The organism is Paenibacillus albicereus (assembly GCF_012676905.1).
GTDB classification, from domain to species: Bacteria; Bacillota; Bacilli; order Paenibacillales; family Paenibacillaceae; genus Paenibacillus_O; species Paenibacillus_O albicereus.
Window position 1 is genome coordinate 2,543,439 of the sequence record NZ_CP051428.1, and the last position, 17,208, is coordinate 2,560,646.

Annotated in this window: 17 protein-coding genes; 12 read left to right on the top strand and 5 right to left on the bottom strand. The window is 60.9% G+C overall.

The genetic code is table 11. The features are described from left to right. Nucleotides 1-20 precede the first annotated feature (20 nt). Nucleotides 21-1,088 carry a Gfo/Idh/MocA family protein gene (locus HGI30_RS11215; protein WP_168907640.1) on the bottom strand — a complete coding sequence of 356 codons (1,068 nt, stop codon included), beginning with the start codon at nucleotides 1,086-1,088 and terminating at the stop codon, nucleotides 21-23. Nucleotides 1,089-1,274: 186 nt separating this feature from the next. Here HGI30_RS11215 and HGI30_RS11220 point away from each other — a divergent pair, with 186 nt between their 5' ends. The 9 genes from HGI30_RS11220 (at nucleotide 1,275) to HGI30_RS11260 (ending at nucleotide 11,368) form a co-directional block, all read left to right on the top strand. Beyond that, on the top strand, nucleotides 1,275-2,156 hold the full coding sequence (locus tag HGI30_RS11220; RefSeq protein WP_168907641.1) for an AraC family transcriptional regulator: 882 nt from the start codon (nucleotides 1,275-1,277) through the stop codon (nucleotides 2,154-2,156). A 32-nt stretch (nucleotides 2,157-2,188) separates the two neighbouring features. Then, entirely contained in the window at nucleotides 2,189-3,514 is a 1,326-nt protein-coding gene (locus HGI30_RS11225; RefSeq protein ID WP_168907642.1) for a DRTGG domain-containing protein, read from the top strand. Nucleotides 3,515-4,021: 507 nt separating this feature from the next. After that, nucleotides 4,022-5,335: an isocitrate lyase gene (gene aceA / locus HGI30_RS11230; RefSeq protein ID WP_168907643.1), complete on the top strand. Its 1,314-nt coding sequence runs from the start codon at nucleotides 4,022-4,024 to the stop codon at nucleotides 5,333-5,335. After that, complete coding sequence (gene aceB, locus HGI30_RS11235; protein ID WP_168907644.1) at nucleotides 5,332-6,939, top strand: malate synthase A; 1,608 nt, start codon at nucleotides 5,332-5,334, stop codon at nucleotides 6,937-6,939. The genes aceA and aceB overlap by 4 nt, the downstream gene beginning before the upstream one ends. A 28-nt stretch (nucleotides 6,940-6,967) precedes the next feature. Beyond that, complete coding sequence (locus HGI30_RS11240) at nucleotides 6,968-7,150, top strand: hypothetical protein (protein WP_168907645.1); 183 nt, start codon at nucleotides 6,968-6,970, stop codon at nucleotides 7,148-7,150. A 162-nt stretch (nucleotides 7,151-7,312) separates the two neighbouring features. Next, nucleotides 7,313-7,513: a hypothetical protein gene (locus HGI30_RS11245; RefSeq protein WP_168907646.1), complete on the top strand. Its 201-nt coding sequence runs from the start codon at nucleotides 7,313-7,315 to the stop codon at nucleotides 7,511-7,513. 233 nt (nucleotides 7,514-7,746) lie between these two features. Continuing rightward, nucleotides 7,747-8,475, top strand: a complete 729-nt coding sequence (locus HGI30_RS11250) for a hypothetical protein (protein ID WP_168907647.1) — start codon at nucleotides 7,747-7,749, stop codon at nucleotides 8,473-8,475. Nucleotides 8,476-8,488: 13 nt separating this feature from the next. Further along, nucleotides 8,489-10,174 carry a VWA domain-containing protein gene (locus tag HGI30_RS11255; protein WP_168907648.1) on the top strand — a complete coding sequence of 562 codons (1,686 nt, stop codon included), beginning with the start codon at nucleotides 8,489-8,491 and terminating at the stop codon, nucleotides 10,172-10,174. Nucleotides 10,175-10,228: 54 nt separating this feature from the next. Then, nucleotides 10,229-11,368 (top strand): toxic anion resistance protein, encoded by a 1,140-nt coding sequence (locus HGI30_RS11260; protein WP_168907649.1) that lies wholly within the window; start codon nucleotides 10,229-10,231, stop codon nucleotides 11,366-11,368. Nucleotides 11,369-11,540: 172 nt separating this feature from the next. On the opposite strand, the gene HGI30_RS11265 is transcribed toward HGI30_RS11260, so the two are convergent. Next, complete coding sequence (locus HGI30_RS11265; protein WP_168907650.1) at nucleotides 11,541-12,359, bottom strand: LysM peptidoglycan-binding domain-containing protein; 819 nt, start codon at nucleotides 12,357-12,359, stop codon at nucleotides 11,541-11,543. A 215-nt stretch (nucleotides 12,360-12,574) separates the two neighbouring features. On the opposite strand from HGI30_RS11265, the gene HGI30_RS11270 reads away from it, so the two are divergent. Together HGI30_RS11270 and HGI30_RS11275 are read left to right on the top strand one after the other, a co-directional pair. Then, the gene (locus tag HGI30_RS11270) at nucleotides 12,575-13,306 is read left to right on the top strand and encodes a class I SAM-dependent methyltransferase (RefSeq protein WP_168907651.1); all 732 of its coding nucleotides are present in this window, start codon (nucleotides 12,575-12,577) and stop codon (nucleotides 13,304-13,306) included. A gap of 134 nt (nucleotides 13,307-13,440) precedes the next feature. Continuing rightward, the gene (locus tag HGI30_RS11275; RefSeq protein WP_168907652.1) at nucleotides 13,441-13,869 is read left to right on the top strand and encodes an SRPBCC family protein; all 429 of its coding nucleotides are present in this window, start codon (nucleotides 13,441-13,443) and stop codon (nucleotides 13,867-13,869) included. Between the two features lie 130 nt (nucleotides 13,870-13,999). Here HGI30_RS11275 and HGI30_RS11280 read toward each other — a convergent pair whose 3' ends face one another. From HGI30_RS11280 to HGI30_RS11290, 3 genes are all read right to left on the bottom strand, one after another. After that, nucleotides 14,000-14,689: a CTP synthase C-terminal region-related (seleno)protein gene (locus HGI30_RS11280; protein ID WP_168907653.1), complete on the bottom strand. Its 690-nt coding sequence runs from the start codon at nucleotides 14,687-14,689 to the stop codon at nucleotides 14,000-14,002. A 222-nt stretch (nucleotides 14,690-14,911) separates the two neighbouring features. Then, the gene (locus tag HGI30_RS11285) at nucleotides 14,912-15,799 is read right to left on the bottom strand and encodes a fructose bisphosphate aldolase (protein WP_168907654.1); all 888 of its coding nucleotides are present in this window, start codon (nucleotides 15,797-15,799) and stop codon (nucleotides 14,912-14,914) included. 166 nt (nucleotides 15,800-15,965) lie between these two features. Then, entirely contained in the window at nucleotides 15,966-16,541 is a 576-nt protein-coding gene (locus tag HGI30_RS11290) for a TetR/AcrR family transcriptional regulator (RefSeq protein ID WP_168907655.1), read from the bottom strand. 407 nt (nucleotides 16,542-16,948) lie between these two features. On the opposite strand from HGI30_RS11290, the gene HGI30_RS11295 reads away from it, so the two are divergent. Beyond that, nucleotides 16,949-17,170 carry a hypothetical protein gene (locus HGI30_RS11295; RefSeq protein WP_168907656.1) on the top strand — a complete coding sequence of 74 codons (222 nt, stop codon included), beginning with the start codon at nucleotides 16,949-16,951 and terminating at the stop codon, nucleotides 17,168-17,170. Nucleotides 17,171-17,208 lie beyond the last annotated feature (38 nt).

The following is a 17,208-nucleotide window of genomic DNA, read 5'->3' on the forward strand; positions in this document are numbered from 1 at the left end:
GTCTGTCGTTGAAGCGCTTGTCAACCGAGCGATCCGCTCGGCAGCAGCTCGGAGATCGCCACCTTGCGGCCTTCGGCGGAGCTGCGGATCGCGCCGAACACCATCGCCATGCTGAGCAGGTTGTCGCGGCAGTCCGTTTCTGCGCGTCGGCCGGCATGCAGCGCGTCGAACATCTCGGCGATGCAGCGATGATGCCACGGCTCGCCTTCCGGTTCGGGAGATGTGTCGATGCGCTGCGAGCTGCGGATGAACGCCTCCTCCTGGCCGGCCGGATCGACGGCCTCGGCGTACGGCGCGCCTGCGCCGTCCCAGAGCGCCGTGCCGGACGAGCCGATGACGCGCCACTGAGCTTCCCAGGAAGTAGGGGCGCCTTCCGAGCACCAGGAGCCCCTATAGCTGAACACGCTGCCGTCCGACATCTCGAAGATGCACAGCGCCGAAGCGCTGCCCTTGTACCAAGAGCCGGGCGGGTTGAACTCCTGGCAATAGACGGAGACGGGATCGGCGCCGAGCAGCAGCCGCGCCTGGTCTAACGTATGGATGGCCATGTCGAGGATGAGCGGGCTGTCCATCAGATCGCGGAAGCCGCCGAAGTGGGCGCCGATGAAAAAGTCCGCTCCGGCAAAGCCTGGCGTGCCGATCGCGCCGCCGGCGATCAGCTCGCGGAAGGCGCGGATGCGCGGGTCGAAGCGGCGGTTCTGCATGACGGCATGCATCCGGCCCGTCTCGGAGGCGGCTCGGACGACGTCAAGGCACGCTTCCCAGCTTTCGGCCAGCGGCTTTTCGGAGAAGACGTCGCAGCCGAGGCGCATGGCCGTCTGGCTGATGACGTGATGGCTCGCGGGTATGGTGACGTCGAACACGAGATCGGCGCCGCTCTCCTTTATTGCCTGCTCCAAATCCGTATAGACGCCGCAGCGCAGGCCGTGCTTGTCTCTCATGCTCTCTGCCGCCTCGAGGCGGACGTCGACGAGACCGACGATGTCGGCGTCCGCGCGGGTCAAGGCATAGTCGACCCACGTATGGGCCATCCCTCCGCAGCCGGCGACGACGATCCGGCGGCGCGGGGAAGATGCGGTTCGGTTCATGGCATGCTCGCCTCCTCTGGCAGATCAGCAGCGTGGAATGCGGCAGCCGCCCGGAGCTCGCCTGCCTTGCTGATCCTGCCGATGTTGGTTTATGATGAATTCAATCAGGCTAAGTATAAGCGCTGTCAATCGAAGCGGCTCTAGCCGATCTTGGTCATTACCACTCTTATCTTGGCGGTGCATCGCATGAAGGATGGAATCCGGCTGCGGGAGCACAATCTGCTCGATCCGCTGTTTCCGGTCAAGGTCTACGTCAACCGCGCCGCAGATACGGCTCCGGGCCAGAACATCTTGTTCCTGCATTGGCACGAGCATTTCGAGCTGATCGTCATGCGGCGCGGCAAGGCGGTCTTCCGCTTGAACAGCGAGCCGTTCGAAGCGGAGCCGGGCACCGTGCTGCTCGTGCAGGCGGGCGACCTGCATGCGGGGTACAGCCGCTTCGGCGGAGCGACCGAATATGTGTCGATCGTGTTCAGCGGCTCGCTGCTGCGGAGCTGGAGCGCGGATCCCGGCTATGCGGAGCTGCTCCAGCCTTACCTGGACGGCCATGGGCGGCTGCATCCGCTCGGCGCCGGCGGAGAGTCGGAGCTCGCGGAGCGCGTCATCGCCGACATCTCCGCCGGGACGGCGGGAGGGCGGCTGCTGGCGCGGACCGGACTGATGCTGATGCTGGCGCGCGCGGCCGCCGCCCAGCCCGCTCCCGCGCCGGCGCGGCCGCAAGAAGCGCAGCTGCGGCAGGAGCGGTTCAAGCAGCTGCTCCGCCATGTGGAGGCAAGCTGCGCGGACAAGCATACGATCGATGACGCGGCGGCGCGCGTGCGGATGGACCCGTTCCATTTTTGCAAAGTGTTCAAGAAGCTGACGGGCAGCACGTACATCGACTACGTGAATCAGGTCCGCATGCAGGAGGCGATGCGGCTGCTGCGCCAGGAGGATTGCAGCGTCGCCGAGGCGGGCGAGCGGGTCGGCTGCGGCAACGCGAACTATTTCACCAAGCTGTTCAAGCGGTACAACGGCATGACGCCCTCGCAAGCGAAAAAGCTCGGCCCAGGCGGAGGGCAGCCGTAAGCGGGATCAAACGATGCAGGAGGGAAGCGGATATGGGAGCGGATTTCTCCACCAAGCATGACCAGCTGATCGCCTATATGGAGAAGCTGGAGGTCGGCGCGCGCGTATCGGTGCGGAAGATCGCCCAGGCGCTCGATGTCAGCGAAGGCACCGCCTATCGGGCGATCAAGGACGCCGAGGCGCGCGGCATCGTCAGCACGAAGCTGCGGACCGGCACGGTGCGCGTGGACAGCAGCAAGCGAGAGAAGATCGACCGGCTGACGTTCGGCGAGATCGTCGCGATCGTCGACGGCCAGGTGCTCGGCGGCGAGGCGGGGCTCGGCAAGCCGCTCAGCAAGTTCGTCATCGGCGCGATGCAGCTGGAGGCGATGATGGGCTATATCGAGCCGGACAACCTGCTGATCGTCGGCAACCGCGACAAAGCGCATCTAAGCGCCCTTTCGCTCGGTGCCGGAGTGCTCGTGACGGGCGGATTCGGCGCGACGCCCGAGGCCGTCGCGCTCGCCGACCGGCTGGAGCTGCCGATCCTGAGCAGCGCATACGATACGTTCACGGTCGCCGCGCTCATCAACCGGGCGATCTACGACCGCCTGATCAAGAAGCAGATCGTGCTCGTCTCGGACATCATGAACGCGGACGAGCCGGTCGCTTCGCTGCCCGAAGAGGCGACCGTGGCCGACGCGATGGCCGTCATCGAGCGGACGAACCACAACCGCTTCCCGGTCGTCGACCGCGAGCGGCGGCCGGTCGGCATGGTGACGACGAAGGATCTCATCGGCGCGGCTCCGGACGAGCCGATCGCCGAGCGGATGACGCCGCAGCCGAAGACATGCACGCCGCAAACGTCGGTCGCGACGGCCGGCCACCGCATGGTCGCCGAGTCGATCGAGCTCCTCCCGGTCGTCGATCCCGACGGCAGGCTGAGCGGCGTCATCAGCCGCAAGGACGTGCTGCAGGCGATGCAGCAGATCCAGCATCAGCCGCAGAACGGCGAGACGCTGGAGGATCAGATCCGCCGCCGCTTCGTTTCCGGACAGGATGAGGACGGACGCTTGTACTATGAAGGGCCGGCCGAGGCGCTGTTCAGCAGCCCGATGGGCCATCTGTCGGAAGGCGTGCTCGCCGGACTCGTCCATCATGCCGCGGCGCGGGCGCTGCGGGACCATAGGCGCGGCAACCTGATCGCCGACAGCCAGTCGGTCTATTATCTCGCGCCGGTGGAGATCGATCAGACGCTCCGCCTGTACCCGGAGCTGATCGAGCTGAGCCGCAAGTTCTGCAAGATCGAGATCCAGGTGCTTGCCGACGGGCGCAAGGTCGCCCAGTCGATGCTGACGGCAAGGCTGATGGAGCCGTAGCAAGCGGGAAGGGCAGCCAGGCGATAGCCGGAAGCCGGGCGGTGTCCCGGCCTTTGGCCTCGCTTGGGAGGAGCCGGGAGGAGCGAGCAGCGCGGAGATAGATTTGCCCCCCAAAAAACGTCGGGCCCATGGGGCCCGACGTTTTTTGGCATGCGCAGGGCAAGGCGGCATGGAGCTGCTCCCGCCTTCGTCCCGCTTGTTCGGATCGCTTGAAGATCATCTGTACTATAACAACTAAAAATTTATTAAAAACAGTATTGAACATTATTCGAACACTGTTATATAATAGCACCAAGATCATAAAACAAACTCATACAGATTGGAGATGTTCCGGATGGATTGTCCGCATTGCGAAGGTCATGGGGAGCTGGAATTTCAACGGCTTGAGGAAAGGACGGTCGCAGCGGGAGCGTCAAACCCGCATGGCGCGTTCAATGCCGCCTACGAGCTCTGTCCGCGCTGCGAAGGGTCCGGCGTGCTGGAGCTGGAGGAAGGGGGACTAGGGAGATGAGCGCGAGTCGATCGACGGAACAGGCAAGGGAAACGTTGCTGGCGCGCTGGAGCTCGCCTCGCTATCAGGGCATCCATCGTCCCTACGGGCCCGACGACGTGCTGAAGCTGCGCGGCTCCGTGCTCGTCGAGCATACGCTGGCCGCGCGCGGAGCGGCTCGCCTATGGGAGCTGCTGCAGAGCGAGCCTTACGTGCCGGCGCTGGGCGCCTTGACCGGCAATCAGGCGGTGCAGCAGGCGAAGGCGGGGCTCAAGGCGATCTATCTGAGCGGCTGGCAGGTCGCCGCCGATGCCAATCTGTCCGGACACATGTATCCCGATCAGAGCCTGTACCCGTCCAACAGCGTACCGAGCGTCGTGAAGCGCATCAACCAGGCGCTGCAGCGAGCGGATCAGATCCAGCATGCCGAAGGCCGCGGCGACATCGACTTCCTGCTGCCGATCGTCGCCGATGCGGAAGCCGGATTTGGCGGCGCGCTGAACGTGTTCGAGCTGATGAAGGCGATGATCGAGGCCGGGGCGTCGGGCGTACATCTGGAAGATCAGCTCTCCTCGGAAAAGAAATGCGGCCATCTCGGAGGCAAGGTGCTGCTGCCGACGCAGCAGGCGGTGCGGCATCTCGTCTCCGCCCGGCTCGCGGCCGACGTGCTCGGCGTCGACACGGTGCTGATCGCGCGCACCGACGCGCACGCCGCGCGGCTGCTGACGAGCGACGCCGATGCGGCCGACGACCGCTTCCGCACGGGCAGCCGGACGCCGGAGGGCTTCCACGAAGTGCGGCCGGGCATCGAGCAGGCGATCGCGCGCGGCCTCGCCTATGCGCCGTACGCCGATCTCGTCTGGTGCGAGACGTCGGAGCCGGACCTGGAGGAGGCTCGCCGGTTCGCAGAGGCGATCCGCGAGAAGCATCCCGGCAAGCGGCTGGCCTACAACTGCTCTCCCTCGTTCAACTGGAAGAAAAAGCTCGGCGACGAGGAGATCGCGCGCTTCCAGCAGGAGCTCGGCCGGCTCGGCTACAAGTTCCAGTTCGTCACGCTCGCCGGCTTCCATGCGCTCAATTACGGCATGTTCACGCTGGCGAGAGACTACCGGGATCGCGGAATGGCCGCCTACTCGGAGCTTCAGCAAGCGGAGTTCGCCGCCGAGCCGGCGGGCTACGAGGCGACGCGCCATCAGCGGGAGGTCGGCACCGGGTATTTTGACGAGGTGATGGGGGTCGTGAGCGGAGGGACGGCGAGCACCGCCGCCCTGGCCGGCTCGACCGAGGCGGAGCAGTTCACGGCAGCCGGCAGCGAGGAGGCGGGAGCATGAGGGAAATCGACAACCGGCTGCGGCTCGCCGCTCCGGAGCTGGAGGCAGAGCTGCAGGCCATGCTCACGGGTGAAGCGTTGTCGTTCGTCGGAGAGCTTGAGGAGCGGTTCGGAGCGAGACGGCTGGCGCTGCTCGGGGAGCGCGCCCGCAAGCAGGAGCTGTACGACCGCGGAGCCAAGCCGGACTTCCGCGCCGATACGGCGCCGATCCGCTCCGGCTCGTGGACCGTCGCTCCGCCGCCTGTGGCGCTGCAGGACCGGCGGGTGGAGATTGCCGGCCCGGCGGGGGACCGCAAGATGGTCCTCTATGCGCTCGGCTCCGGCGCGAACGTGTTCCTGTGCGATCTGGAGGACGCCAACGCCCCGACCTGGCGCAACGCGGTGGGCGGCCAGAACAACATCCGGGACGCGCTTGCGCGCACGTTGAGCCACGTGACGCCCGACGGCAGGCGGCTGGAGCTCGCGGAGCGGCCGGCCGTGCTCAAAATGCGGCCGCGCGGCTGGCACATGGAGGAGAAGCACGCGCTGCTCGGCGGCCGGCCGATCTCGGCGAGCCTGTTCGACTTCGGCCTGTTCGCCTGGCATAACGCGCCGATGCTGCACCGGAGAGGAGATGGCGCCTACCTGTACCTGCCCAAGCTTGAAAGCATGGAAGAAGCGGCTCTCTGGGCGCATGTCTTCGTCCATGCGGAGGAGCGGCTCGGCTTGCCGCGAGGCTTTTTCCGGGCGACGGTGCTGATCGAGACGCTGCCGGCGGCGTTCGAGATGGAGGAGATCCTCTACGCGCTGAGAGAGCATGTCGACGGCCTCAACTGCGGTCGCTGGGATTATATTTTCTCCTATATCAAAAAGCTGCGCCGCCACCCGGATGCCATCCTCCCGGACCGCAGCCGGGTGACGATGGAATCGCCGTTCATGGACGCCTACGCGCGCCTCGCGATCCGCACCTGCCACAAGCGCGGCGCTCACTGCATCGGCGGGATGTCCGCCTTCATCCCCGTCAAGCAGGATGCGCAGGCGAACGAGCTGGCGCTGGAGCGCGTCCGTCGCGACAAGGAGAGGGAAGCCCGGCTCGGACATGACGGCACATGGGTGGCGCATCCCGCGCTCGTGCCCGTGGCGCGGGATGTATTCGACGCCTATATGCCGGGGCCGAACCAGCTGGGCGCGATGCCTGGAGGCGGAGAGGTGACGGCGGCCGAGCTGCTGCTCGCTCCGAAAGGCGATATCACGGAGGACGGCGCGCGCGCCAACCTGTCGGTCGGCATCCAGTATGTCGCCGCGTGGCTGGACGGGGTCGGCGCGGTTCCGATCCGCGGCCTGATGGAGGATGCCGCTACGGCGGAAATCTCCCGCGCGCAGCTGTGGCAATGGCTTCATCTGCCGGAGGCGAAGCTGGCGGACGGCAGACGGCTGACGCCGGAGCTGCTGGAGCGCTGGCTGCTCGAGGAGCTGGCGCCGCTCGAGGCATCGCTCGCTTCGCCTCGACGGGCGGCATCGCTGCGGCTGGCGGCCGAGCTGTTCCGCGAGATGACCCTCGAAGAGACGCTGCCGGAGTTTTTGACCGTACGTGCCTATCCTCATCTGCAAGATGCGTCCGACTAAATTCCACTGATGAAGGAGCCGATCCGCCATGACGACCGATCCGATCCGCCCAGCCGCTTCTCCCGCCGCCTCAGCAGAGGCTGCGAAGCCATGCTTCTCCTGCGAGAGCCAGACTCCCGCCCGCGGCGAGCTCATCTGTCCGGACTGCCGCAAGGAGACGGGGCTGAGCGATGCCCACTATTACATCAAGCAGTACTACTACAGCCGATGAAGTCGCTGGCCGCCCGCTCCGGGCGGCTTTTTTTTCGGAGAGGCGGCCGGTCGCGCCGGCTCGATATGTTCAGCAAGCCTTCACAGCCGGACGCCTCTTCGTGCGCCTCGATCTGCTATACTGGTGGCATAGAGACGCTTCCACGAGGGGGAATTCCATTCCATGCTGCCTTATATCCTGGTCGCCCTGGTCATCCTGACCGCGATCGGCGCTACGCTCGCCGTCGGCTTCTCCCGCGAGAACCGGCAGGCCAATCCGGATTACGACCGTCAGCACGGAGGCCGCTGGGCGCGGCTGTCCTTGCTGTATATCCTTACCGCCGTGGTGAGCCTGGTCGCCCTGATTCTCGTCATCATCGATTGATGCTTTCCGCCGAAGTCCCGTCCGCCGCCTGCGGACGGGACTTTTGTGCATCCAGACGAGCGGGGGTATGGTATAATTTTCATGAAATGGCGCAACGGCTTCGATTTGGAAGATGGAGCTTGTCCAGGAATTCCGCCCCTCTGCAACCATTCCTCGGGATGCGCCGTAGGAAGAGAACCTTCACGGCTTCGTCGTAAACGATTTTATTTCATCGCAGGCAGGAGGTCGAACCATTGGCCGGAACCAAGCTCGCTCGGGCTTTTGCCCTCACCCTCGGCGTGGCCGCCGCCAACGTCGCGGTCTTTTCTCCCGGCTTGATGAACATCCGCTTCGGGGGCTCCGCCTTCTCCTCCGCCCTCGGAGCGGCCGTTCTGGCTGCCAGCGCGCTCGCGCTTCTATACGGAGCCTATTCCTTCCTTCAACGTCCCCCCTTGCCGCCGCTTCCAGCCAAGCTGGAGACGCCGGAGCATTTGGCCGCGGCGCTCGGCGCCTTCCGCCGCGTCCGGACCGTCGAAGCCGAGCTGGAGCTCGCGCTGGAGCAGCTCGACCGGATGGAGAAGCGCAAGCAATCGCTTCACCGCCTGCTCGCGCAGCGGTTCCAGCCCGATGAGCTGAGCTACCGCAAGTTCAGCGGCGTCATCCTGGAGGTGGAGGAGCTGTTCCGCCGCAATCTCCGGGCGATGCTCGGCCGGCTCTCGGTCTACGAGCAGACGGAGGCGGAGCTGAAGTCCGGCAGCCGCTCGCTCTCCCGCGACCTGCAGCAGCGCAGGCTCGAGCTGATCCGCGAGCAGCATGAGCATCTCAAGGCGACGCTCGGCCACAACGAGGAGATTCTGCTCAAGCTGAACCAGCTGCTGCTCGAGCTCACCCGTCTGGACCAGCAGAGCCCCGCCCGGGTCGACGAGCTGCCGGGCATGCAGGAGCTGGACGCCTTGATCCGCTCGACCAAATACTACGCATAAGGGGGCGCCCGCCTTGAAAAAAGGCCGTTTCGCATTCGTATCCATCGTCCTCATCCTCGCCGTGTTCGCGCTCGTGTACTACGGCATCCAGTTCACCTCCAATCTCGGCAAGACCGATCAGCAGGTGAGCGCCGAGGACGCCGCTTCGAGGCTCGCCAAGCTGTACGGCAAGCTCGGCGTGACGACCGAGGCGCCGGTCAAAGGGCAGATCGACCTCGATCCGGTCGATGTCGCCGCCTCGCTGCCGGACATCTCGAAGTTCCCGATCGCGGTGGAGCATACGACCGACACGTTCCTGGAGCTGTTCTCCTCCACCGAAAAAGCGGGCAGCGGCGTGGACGGCTGGCTGACGGAGGTCGGCGAAGCGTTCAACCAGGCCGGCATCCAGGCTGGCGGCAAGCCGGCATCGGTGCAGATCCGCAACATCGCGTCCGGCACGGCTTCCGATTATATCCGCAGCGGCAAGCATGTGCCGGACGCCTTCACGCCGTCCAACGAGCTGTGGGGCGAGATGGTCAAGGCCAGCGGGGTCAAGACGGAGCTGATCGCGAAGCGGCTGGCCGGCAACGTGCCCGGCATCGTCATGGCGAAGGCCAAGTATGAGGAGATGGTGAGCGACTACGGGGCGGTCAACGTCAAGACCGTCACCGATGCGATCGCCGAGAACAAGCTGTCGATGGGCTATACGGATCCTTTCGCCAGCTCGACGGGACTGAACTTCCTCCTGACCGCGCTCGATACGTTCGACAGCTCCGACCTGCTCAGCGAGACAGCCGTGCAAGGGTTCCAGAAGTTCCAAGCGAACGTGCCGTTCACGGCTTCGACGACGATCCAGATGCGGGAGGCGGCCAAGTCGGGCCGGCTGGATGCGTTCGTGCTGGAGTACCAGACGTTCGTCAATGCGGACGACTTCAAGAGCGGCTACGTGTTCACGCCGTTCGGCGTCCGCCACGACAGCCCGCTCTATGCGCTCGGCGACATCGGGCCCGAGAAGCTGGAGATCGCGCGCAAGTTCGCCGAGTTCGCCCTCAGTCCGGCCCAGCAGCAGGCGGCGTCCGACAAAGGCTTTGGCGGCCAGGACGGCTACCAGCCGGAGCTGCCTGCAGTCGACGGCGCGCAGCTTGCTGCCGCGCAGAAGCTGTGGAAAGAAAAGAAGAACGAAGCGAAGCCGATCGCGGCCGTATTCGTCACCGACGTCTCCGGAAGCATGGCCGGCGAGCCGCTGAACCGGCTGAAGGAGTCGCTGCTCAAGGGCCAGAAGTACCTCGGCAAGGACAACAGCATCGGGCTCGTCTCGTACTCCGACCGCGTCAGCATCCATCTGCCGATCGCCAAGTACGATACGAACCAGCAATCGATGTTCGTCGGCGCGGTCGACAGCCTGCAGGCAAGCGGCGGCACGGCGACATTCGACGGCATCCTGGCAGCGATCAAGCTGCTGGAGGACTACAAGCAGACCGAGCCGAGCGCGCGGCCGATCATCTTCGTGCTGAGCGACGGCGAGACGAACAAGGGCCACTCGCTCAAGGACATCCGGGACTTGATCGAAGCGTACCGGATTCCGATCTATACGATCGGCTACAACGCCAACATCAAGGCGCTCGAGAGCATTTCCGGCATCAACGAGGCGGCGAGCATCAACGCCGACACCGACGATGTCGTCTACAAGATCGGCAATCTGTTCAACGTGCAGATGTAGATGAATCCGCTGACCGGCGCTCCGCGCCGCTACCCCCTGGAGGAGGATGAACGCATGGCGTTTTCCCTGGAAGTCCCGAGTCCCGAAGCGATCAAGACGGCGATCGAGCAGGAAGTGAAGCCGGTGCCGGAGGAAGTGAAGCAGCTGCAGGCGCAGGCCGAGTCCAACGTCTCCGCGATCATGGAGCTGGACCTGGACTCGCATGAGAAGCGCAAGGAAATTCTGCAGACGATCGATCAGTTCGGCATGGCGACGATGAAGACGTCGTCTGGCAAAAACGCGCTGTTGCAGGTGACGGTCGGCAGCCTCTCCAAAGCCGGCGACGAAGGCGGTCCGGTGGCGAAGGGACTCGCGGAGCTGCATGCGCAGCTCAAGGATCTCGATCCAAGCGCGGTCGACTTCGCCAAGACCGGGCTGCTCGGCAAGCTGTTCAACCCGCTGCGCGCGTACTTCCTCCGGTTCGAAAAAGCCGATGCGGTCATCGCCGATATCGTCGAGTCGCTGAGCAAGGGCAAGACGACGCTCAAGAACGACAACACGACGCTCGAGATCGAGCAGGCGGCGCTGCGCGACCTGACGAAGCGGCTGCAGAAGGAGATCCAGCTCGGCCTGCTCATGGACGAATCGATCGAGAAGCAGGTCGAGGCGGCGAAGGCTCGCAACGAGGATCCGGACAAAATCCGCTTCATCTCGGAGGAGGTGCTCTTCCCGATGCGGCAGCGGGTGATGGACCTGCAGCAGATGCTCGTCGTCAACCAGCAGGGCATCATGGCGATCGAGGTCGTCCGGCGCAACAACAAGGAGCTCATGCGCGGCGTCGACCGGGCGCAGAACGTCACCGTCTCCGCGCTGAAGATCGCGGTCATGGTCGCCGGCGCGCTGTATCACCAGAAGATCGTGCTCAAGAAGATCGAGGTGCTCAACCAGACGACGAACAACCTGATCGCCGGCACGTCCCGCCTGCTGAACACGCAGGGAGCGGAAATCCACAAGCAGGCGCTGGAGTCCAGCGTGTCGGTGGAGACGCTCAAGCAGGCGTTCGCAGACGTGCTCTCGGCGCTCGACTCCATCAGCGCCTACAAGCAGGACGCGCTGCCCAAGCTGCGCGGCACGATCGAGGAGTTCCGCGAGCTGGCCGATACGGGCGAACGGCAGATCAGCCGCCTGGAGCGCGGCCATCAGCTGGGACTGTAGGACGGAGCCGGCTCTGTGCGCCGCCTTGCTTTCGGGCAGGGCGGCTTTTTTGCGCGAGTCGAGCAGCGTGACGCTGCAAGCCGCCTCGCTTGGGGGCGGGACGGCTTGCTTTTGCTGAGGACGGACTAAAAAAGCATCCGGCTGCGGGCAGCCGGATGCTGGGTCATTCTTGCTATTCCGCCGGCTTGGCCGGGACGATGATCGAGTCTCCCGCCTTGAGGCCGGCTTCGGCGTCCAGGCCGTTTTTCTCGGCGATGAGCTCGGCATGCTTGCCGGTGCCGTAAAAGCGGACCGAGATGCGGTAGAACGTATCGCCGGGAAGGACGAGATAGGTCGCCGGAAGCTTGACCTTGGAATAGTCGATTTCGTTCGTCTCGGTCGGCGGGGAGCCGCTGCCGCCTGAGGATGGCTTCGACGATGCCGGCGGAAGCTTCAGCTTGTCCCCCGGCTTCATGTCGTTCACGAAGACGATGCCGTTCTTCTCCGCGATCAGCGAGACGTAGTCTTTGGAGCCGTACTGCGCGACCGAGATGGACGTCAGCGTATCGCCCTCCTGGACGATGTAGGTGCGGGTCGAGGAAGCCCTCGGCTTCGGCGTAGGCTTCGCCGGTGCCGCCGAGGCTGCCGGCTTGTCCGTCGGCGCCGCATCCGGCGACGAGGAAGGCGAAGGCTCGGGCGCGCCTGCATCAGGGGCGGAGGAAGCGTCCGGCTCCTCGCTTGGAGCAAGGGACGGAAGCGGCGAAGCCGATGGCTCCGGCGATGGAGCGGCCGGCTCCGCGGAGCCGGCCGGGGACGGCGGCGAGGAAGCGGTCGGCACGCCTGAGGCGAGCTTCTTGCCGTCATCGTCGAATGGATACATGACGAAGAAGAGAGCGAACAGCACGATGGCCAGCCCGCCGGCCGCCAGTACGCCGTTGATGACGGTCGTGTTTTTCTTTTTTTTCCGCTCCGATCGGGATCGGAAGCCGGTTTCAGGCATGTCGGATGGCATAGGGACCTCCTTGCGAACGATTGCGATTCATAGAACCAGTTTACCCTAGAATGAAGGCGACGTAGAGAATAGAGTCGAAAATCAGGTCCTTCGGACTAGAGCTGATCTAGCCCTGTCCGATCATGCAGACGATCGCTCGATTGGCGGTGCCTCGCTGGCGGGTATGAAAAAGATAAACGACAAGAAGCGGCTAGACCGCGAAGGAGGAGCTGGCTATGGGAGCATCGGAATTCGAGCAGGCGAGAGAGGCGGAAAAAGACTATCACGAGAAGCTCTACGAAGAGCGGGACATTCTGGAGCCGGGAAGCTGGATGTCGAAACCGCTCCCGTTCGCCATGGAGCTGCTGGAGAAGCTGCTGGCCGACCATCCGAGTCCGGTCGTGCTCGATCTGGGCAGCGGGCCGGGCCGCAACGCCATCCCGATCGCTCAGAGGCTGCAGGAGGCGGGGAACGGCCGCATCGTCGGGACCGACTTGCTGGAGCAGGCCGTGGAAAAGCTGAAGGAAAACGCCGCTAAATTCGGCGTAGAGGATCGCGTGCAGGCGATCCAGGCGGATGTCGAGCAGGAGGCTTTCGAGGCCGAGACGTATGACTATGTGCTCGCCTGCGGCTGTCTGGAACATGTATCGTCCGAGGACGCGCTTCTACGGGTCATCCGCAAGCTGCAGGAAGCGACCCGGCCGGGCGGCATGCACGGCTTGTCGATGAATACGGATCTGCGCGAGACGGTCGTAGAAACCGGAGAGGAGCTGCCTCCGCAGATCGAGCTCAAGCTGTCGGAGGATCAGACGCGTGCCTTGCTGGAGCAGGCGTACGAAGGCTGGGAGGTGCTCCTGCGTTCCGGGCATGAGGTCGAGATCGAGGAGGACAAGTACGATGAGCCGACGGAGTTCAAGGCCCGCAACGTCGTGTTCGCCGCCCGCAAGCCTTGTTCCATCCATCGGTGACGAAACGGACTTCGCCCTGTGTCCAACGAATGGATCGTGCGCCATTCAGGTGTAGATGATGAAACCTTGTCCACCTGTATGTGCTAATCTGTTCCTGATAAATCAAAGTTTGGATAAAGAGAGGAAATGATTCGTTGGCCAATATCGAGCATCTGCAAACGATTCGTGTTCCAGCTTCTGCAGTGTACGAAGCACTGACCACAGCAAAAGGACTCTCGGAAGTATGGACAGATGAACTTATCGTCACGAATGAGATCGGAAGCGTAATGGAGTTTCTATTCGGCGGCAAGGGCTTGACAAAGATGCGAGTGGAAGAACTCGTTATGGATACAAAGGTGATCTGGCAATGCGTGGATTCAGATCCAGAATGGATCGGCACGACGATTTCATTCGAATTGGAGGAGAAGAACGGGAAAACGACCGTTCTTCTTCGCCAGTTGAATTGGAAAGAGGTAACGGCATTCTACCGCGCATGCAATTATAATTGGGCGATGTTTTTGTACAGCCTGAAGCTGTATTGCGAAGAAGGCGAAGGGCTTCCATATCAGAAACGGAAGTTCTGAAGGCGATGTCGGTTATCGGCAATGAGTCGATTTGCAACGAATTGCATATACTTCTTCACAAAACTCGTATTTTGTACATATGTGTGGAATTCGATGCAATCCATGGCTTGGCGGCTTCATCCTTCTAAAGTTATTGGTTATTCACATGTTCAATAAATGAATCTACCAGACAATGTGGACTTTCTTGAGTTGAACTCAATTGAGGAACAAACAACGTTCCGATAAAAAATTTATGTCCAGTTAATTCAACAATTCTTGGCCTTCCTTCAGCATCTGTCCCTACAATTTTTAATCCTGTTTCATTAATTGGCGCTTCAAATTCCGGGTTTAGGCCATAACTACATCGGAATTGTTCGATTGCAGTTGGTTCTCGGTAAATGTTGGAGATCAATGAAGGGCTCTTTATAAAAACCTTACCTGTTTGACCCACCAATGAACAAGTCAGTTTACTGATAACTCGTTTAGAAGCATCCGGATTTAATTCTTCGTGATCAGCTTCTTCAATCATTAATTTATTTTTGGCATACTCCAGAATTATATTTTGAAATCCACCGCAAGTGCCTATTAACGGGACATTATGTTCGCGGGCATACCTAATAATTTGTAATACTCCACCAACAGATTCGGGGATGCCTGGGGCTATCCAAAATCCTTTGTAAGACTTTTTAATGGTTTCAAATTGTTCAGGAATTGACGCTGTTGGAATCCATTCATAGACAATCTGAGCCCTACATTTTTTAATGGAATGGTTTATTGCATCATTCGTGGCTTGCTGCGAAAGGTAAATCGAATTAAAATCACCAATAATGCCGATCCTCAACGATATCCCCCCTTAAACTAAAATCCACAAATCATGATAGCACGGCCAGAAAATTTTTCCAAGATAGTGATTCCCTCTGATTTATCATCCCAATAGTCCATTCTGGACTTGTAGCAGCTTTTGTACCTGAACCGATCGTATGAATTGCGTTTATATCGTATTTTGTACATATGTACGAAAAAAGGAATGAAGCAGAACCTCTTCTGCTTCATTCCTTTTTGTCTAATTCACAGACGCGTCATAGATGGATTCAATATTCCGTCCAAGAATGGCATCGAACTGTTCCGGAGTCTGCTCCGCCGACAATCCTTCTGCGAGCGCACGCGAAAAGCTGGCGATGAGACCTTGATTTCGAGCTAAGCGCTCGTTTGCTTCCTGCAAGCTGTATCCGCCTGACAGAGCCAGAACTCGAACGACTTGCGGATTCTTCGTTAGCTCGAAATAAAAATCGTCGACGCTCGGTATGGACAGCTTCAACAGAATGTTCGACTCCGGGCTGAGCCTAGTCAAACGGTCTTGAAGCATTTCCAGAAGCCATTTCTCGGACTCGGCTTTGTCCTTGCTGAAAATATCGATCTCTGGTTCCACAATGGGAACAAGACCTGCCTCTATGATCTGTTCCGCCAGCTCGAACTGCTGATCCACCACGCCCCGAATTCCGGCTTTATTCGCTTCTTTGATGACCGATCGCATTTTCGTTCCGAAGATATGCTTATCCCTTGCTCGAGCCAGACGCTCGTCCAAGGCAGCAATAGGCTTCATGCGCTGCACCCCGTCTCGGAGCTCTGCTAGGCCGTCATCGATTTTCAGGAAGGGCACGACGCCTTTATTCTCCCAGAGATAGTCGGCTGTATCCAGACCTTCCGTCTTCCGATGGATCGTATTCTCGAATAGGATCGCACCTAAGATATGCTTGGAATCAAAAGCGGCCGAAGTCAAAATGCGCTTCCTCATCTCGTGGACTAAAACGTACATTTCCTCATCATTCGAATAGCTGGATGCGGAAACTCCATATTCCTTCAGCGCGTTCGGAGTGCTGCCCCCGCTCTGATCCAAGGCGGCGATAAATCCTTTTCCTGTGCGGATGCGTTCCATCTGCTTCGTCTTCATGATGTCTATCCCCTTCCCAAATGATCTCTTTCTATTATAACCCCCCCAGGGGGATAAAGAAACGTGAAAGATGGACGAGCACGATCCGTCGGACAATAGTAGCCCGCGAGCTGTCGCTTCAGAAGAGTCCAAGCCGTGATGGCGTGGGCTCTTCTTGCGCATCGGTTCACCTGCCTCCTGAACTCTCCCCCTCCTGCTTTCGTCCGAAGAGCAGCGTAATTTGATCCGCGATATAGGCCGGGCTGAACTGAATGCCGTCTCGAATCCACCACATGATGATGCCCATGATGGACGCCGTGCGGATTTCGAGCGCCACGGGATGGCTCGAACGATCGAGCCGCTTGTTCCATCTTCTAGTCTCAATGAGGGTTTTCAGCAGATGGAAGAGATTCGTTTCCAAGCTTTTGGAATCGAACAAGACGGCCAGCAGCTTTCGCTTGTCATAGATGGAGTCTAAAAAAACCGTCAATCTCTCCTGCTCGTCCCCTGGATCCGATTGTTCGAGCGGCTGAATCTTTTCCGACAGACCGTTCAGCACTTCGTCCGCGAGCTGCCTCAGCAAGTCGGAGACATCTTCGAAATGCAAGTAAAACGTAGCCCGGTTCAATTCCGCGCGGCTTGCGATCTTCTGAACGGTCAAATGCGACAGCGAGCGTTCTTCCAGCATCAACGATACGATCGCTTCCTTGAACATCCTCTTGGACCGAATCGCGCGCGGATCTTCTTTTTTTGAGTTCGACATATCCCTCTCCCGTGTAGATCATCTAGGCATTTGGTTTTCTTCTACTGCGAGATCGACGAGTAATCGACAGTTCGATCCCGATTGCGAATGGGCAATCCCATGTTGTTATGCTAGCATTATTTTATCGACACAATGTCTACCATGCAAGCGACAGGATTCCCTCTTAACGGGCCAGATCTTCATCATCCCGAGCATGGGGGCGGTCACGAATGTTACGGAATCCACCCCCTATCTGTACCTGATGATCCGGACCATCCTGTTGCGGGTCGGATTGAATCGCCGCCTTCCTGCTGTCGCTGTTCATGCCGAACCGCAAAGCTTCGGCCGCCAAACCGCAGACGGTCGAGGAGCCGGCAGCGTCGCAAGCGAAGGAACAAGCCTAATGACGAATCAAGGGAGAGATCCGCGTGTTCAAGGATAGAGATAAGGCCATCGTTCGTTTCTCAGGAGAAAAAGAGGCACTGCGCGCGGTATCGTCCCTGCTCGTGGATCGCGAGGTCGACTTCGTCTTCCACAAGGATAAAGGTGGATATCTAAGGACGATCGATATGCTGGAGAGAAAAGCGTGGATCGCCTTGCATAAGGAGCTTGCGGAGAAGCACCCTGCGCTTGAAATCAAGCTATGGTAAGTCGTTCCCCCGGCCGCCGAACCGAACAAGCCGCTGCG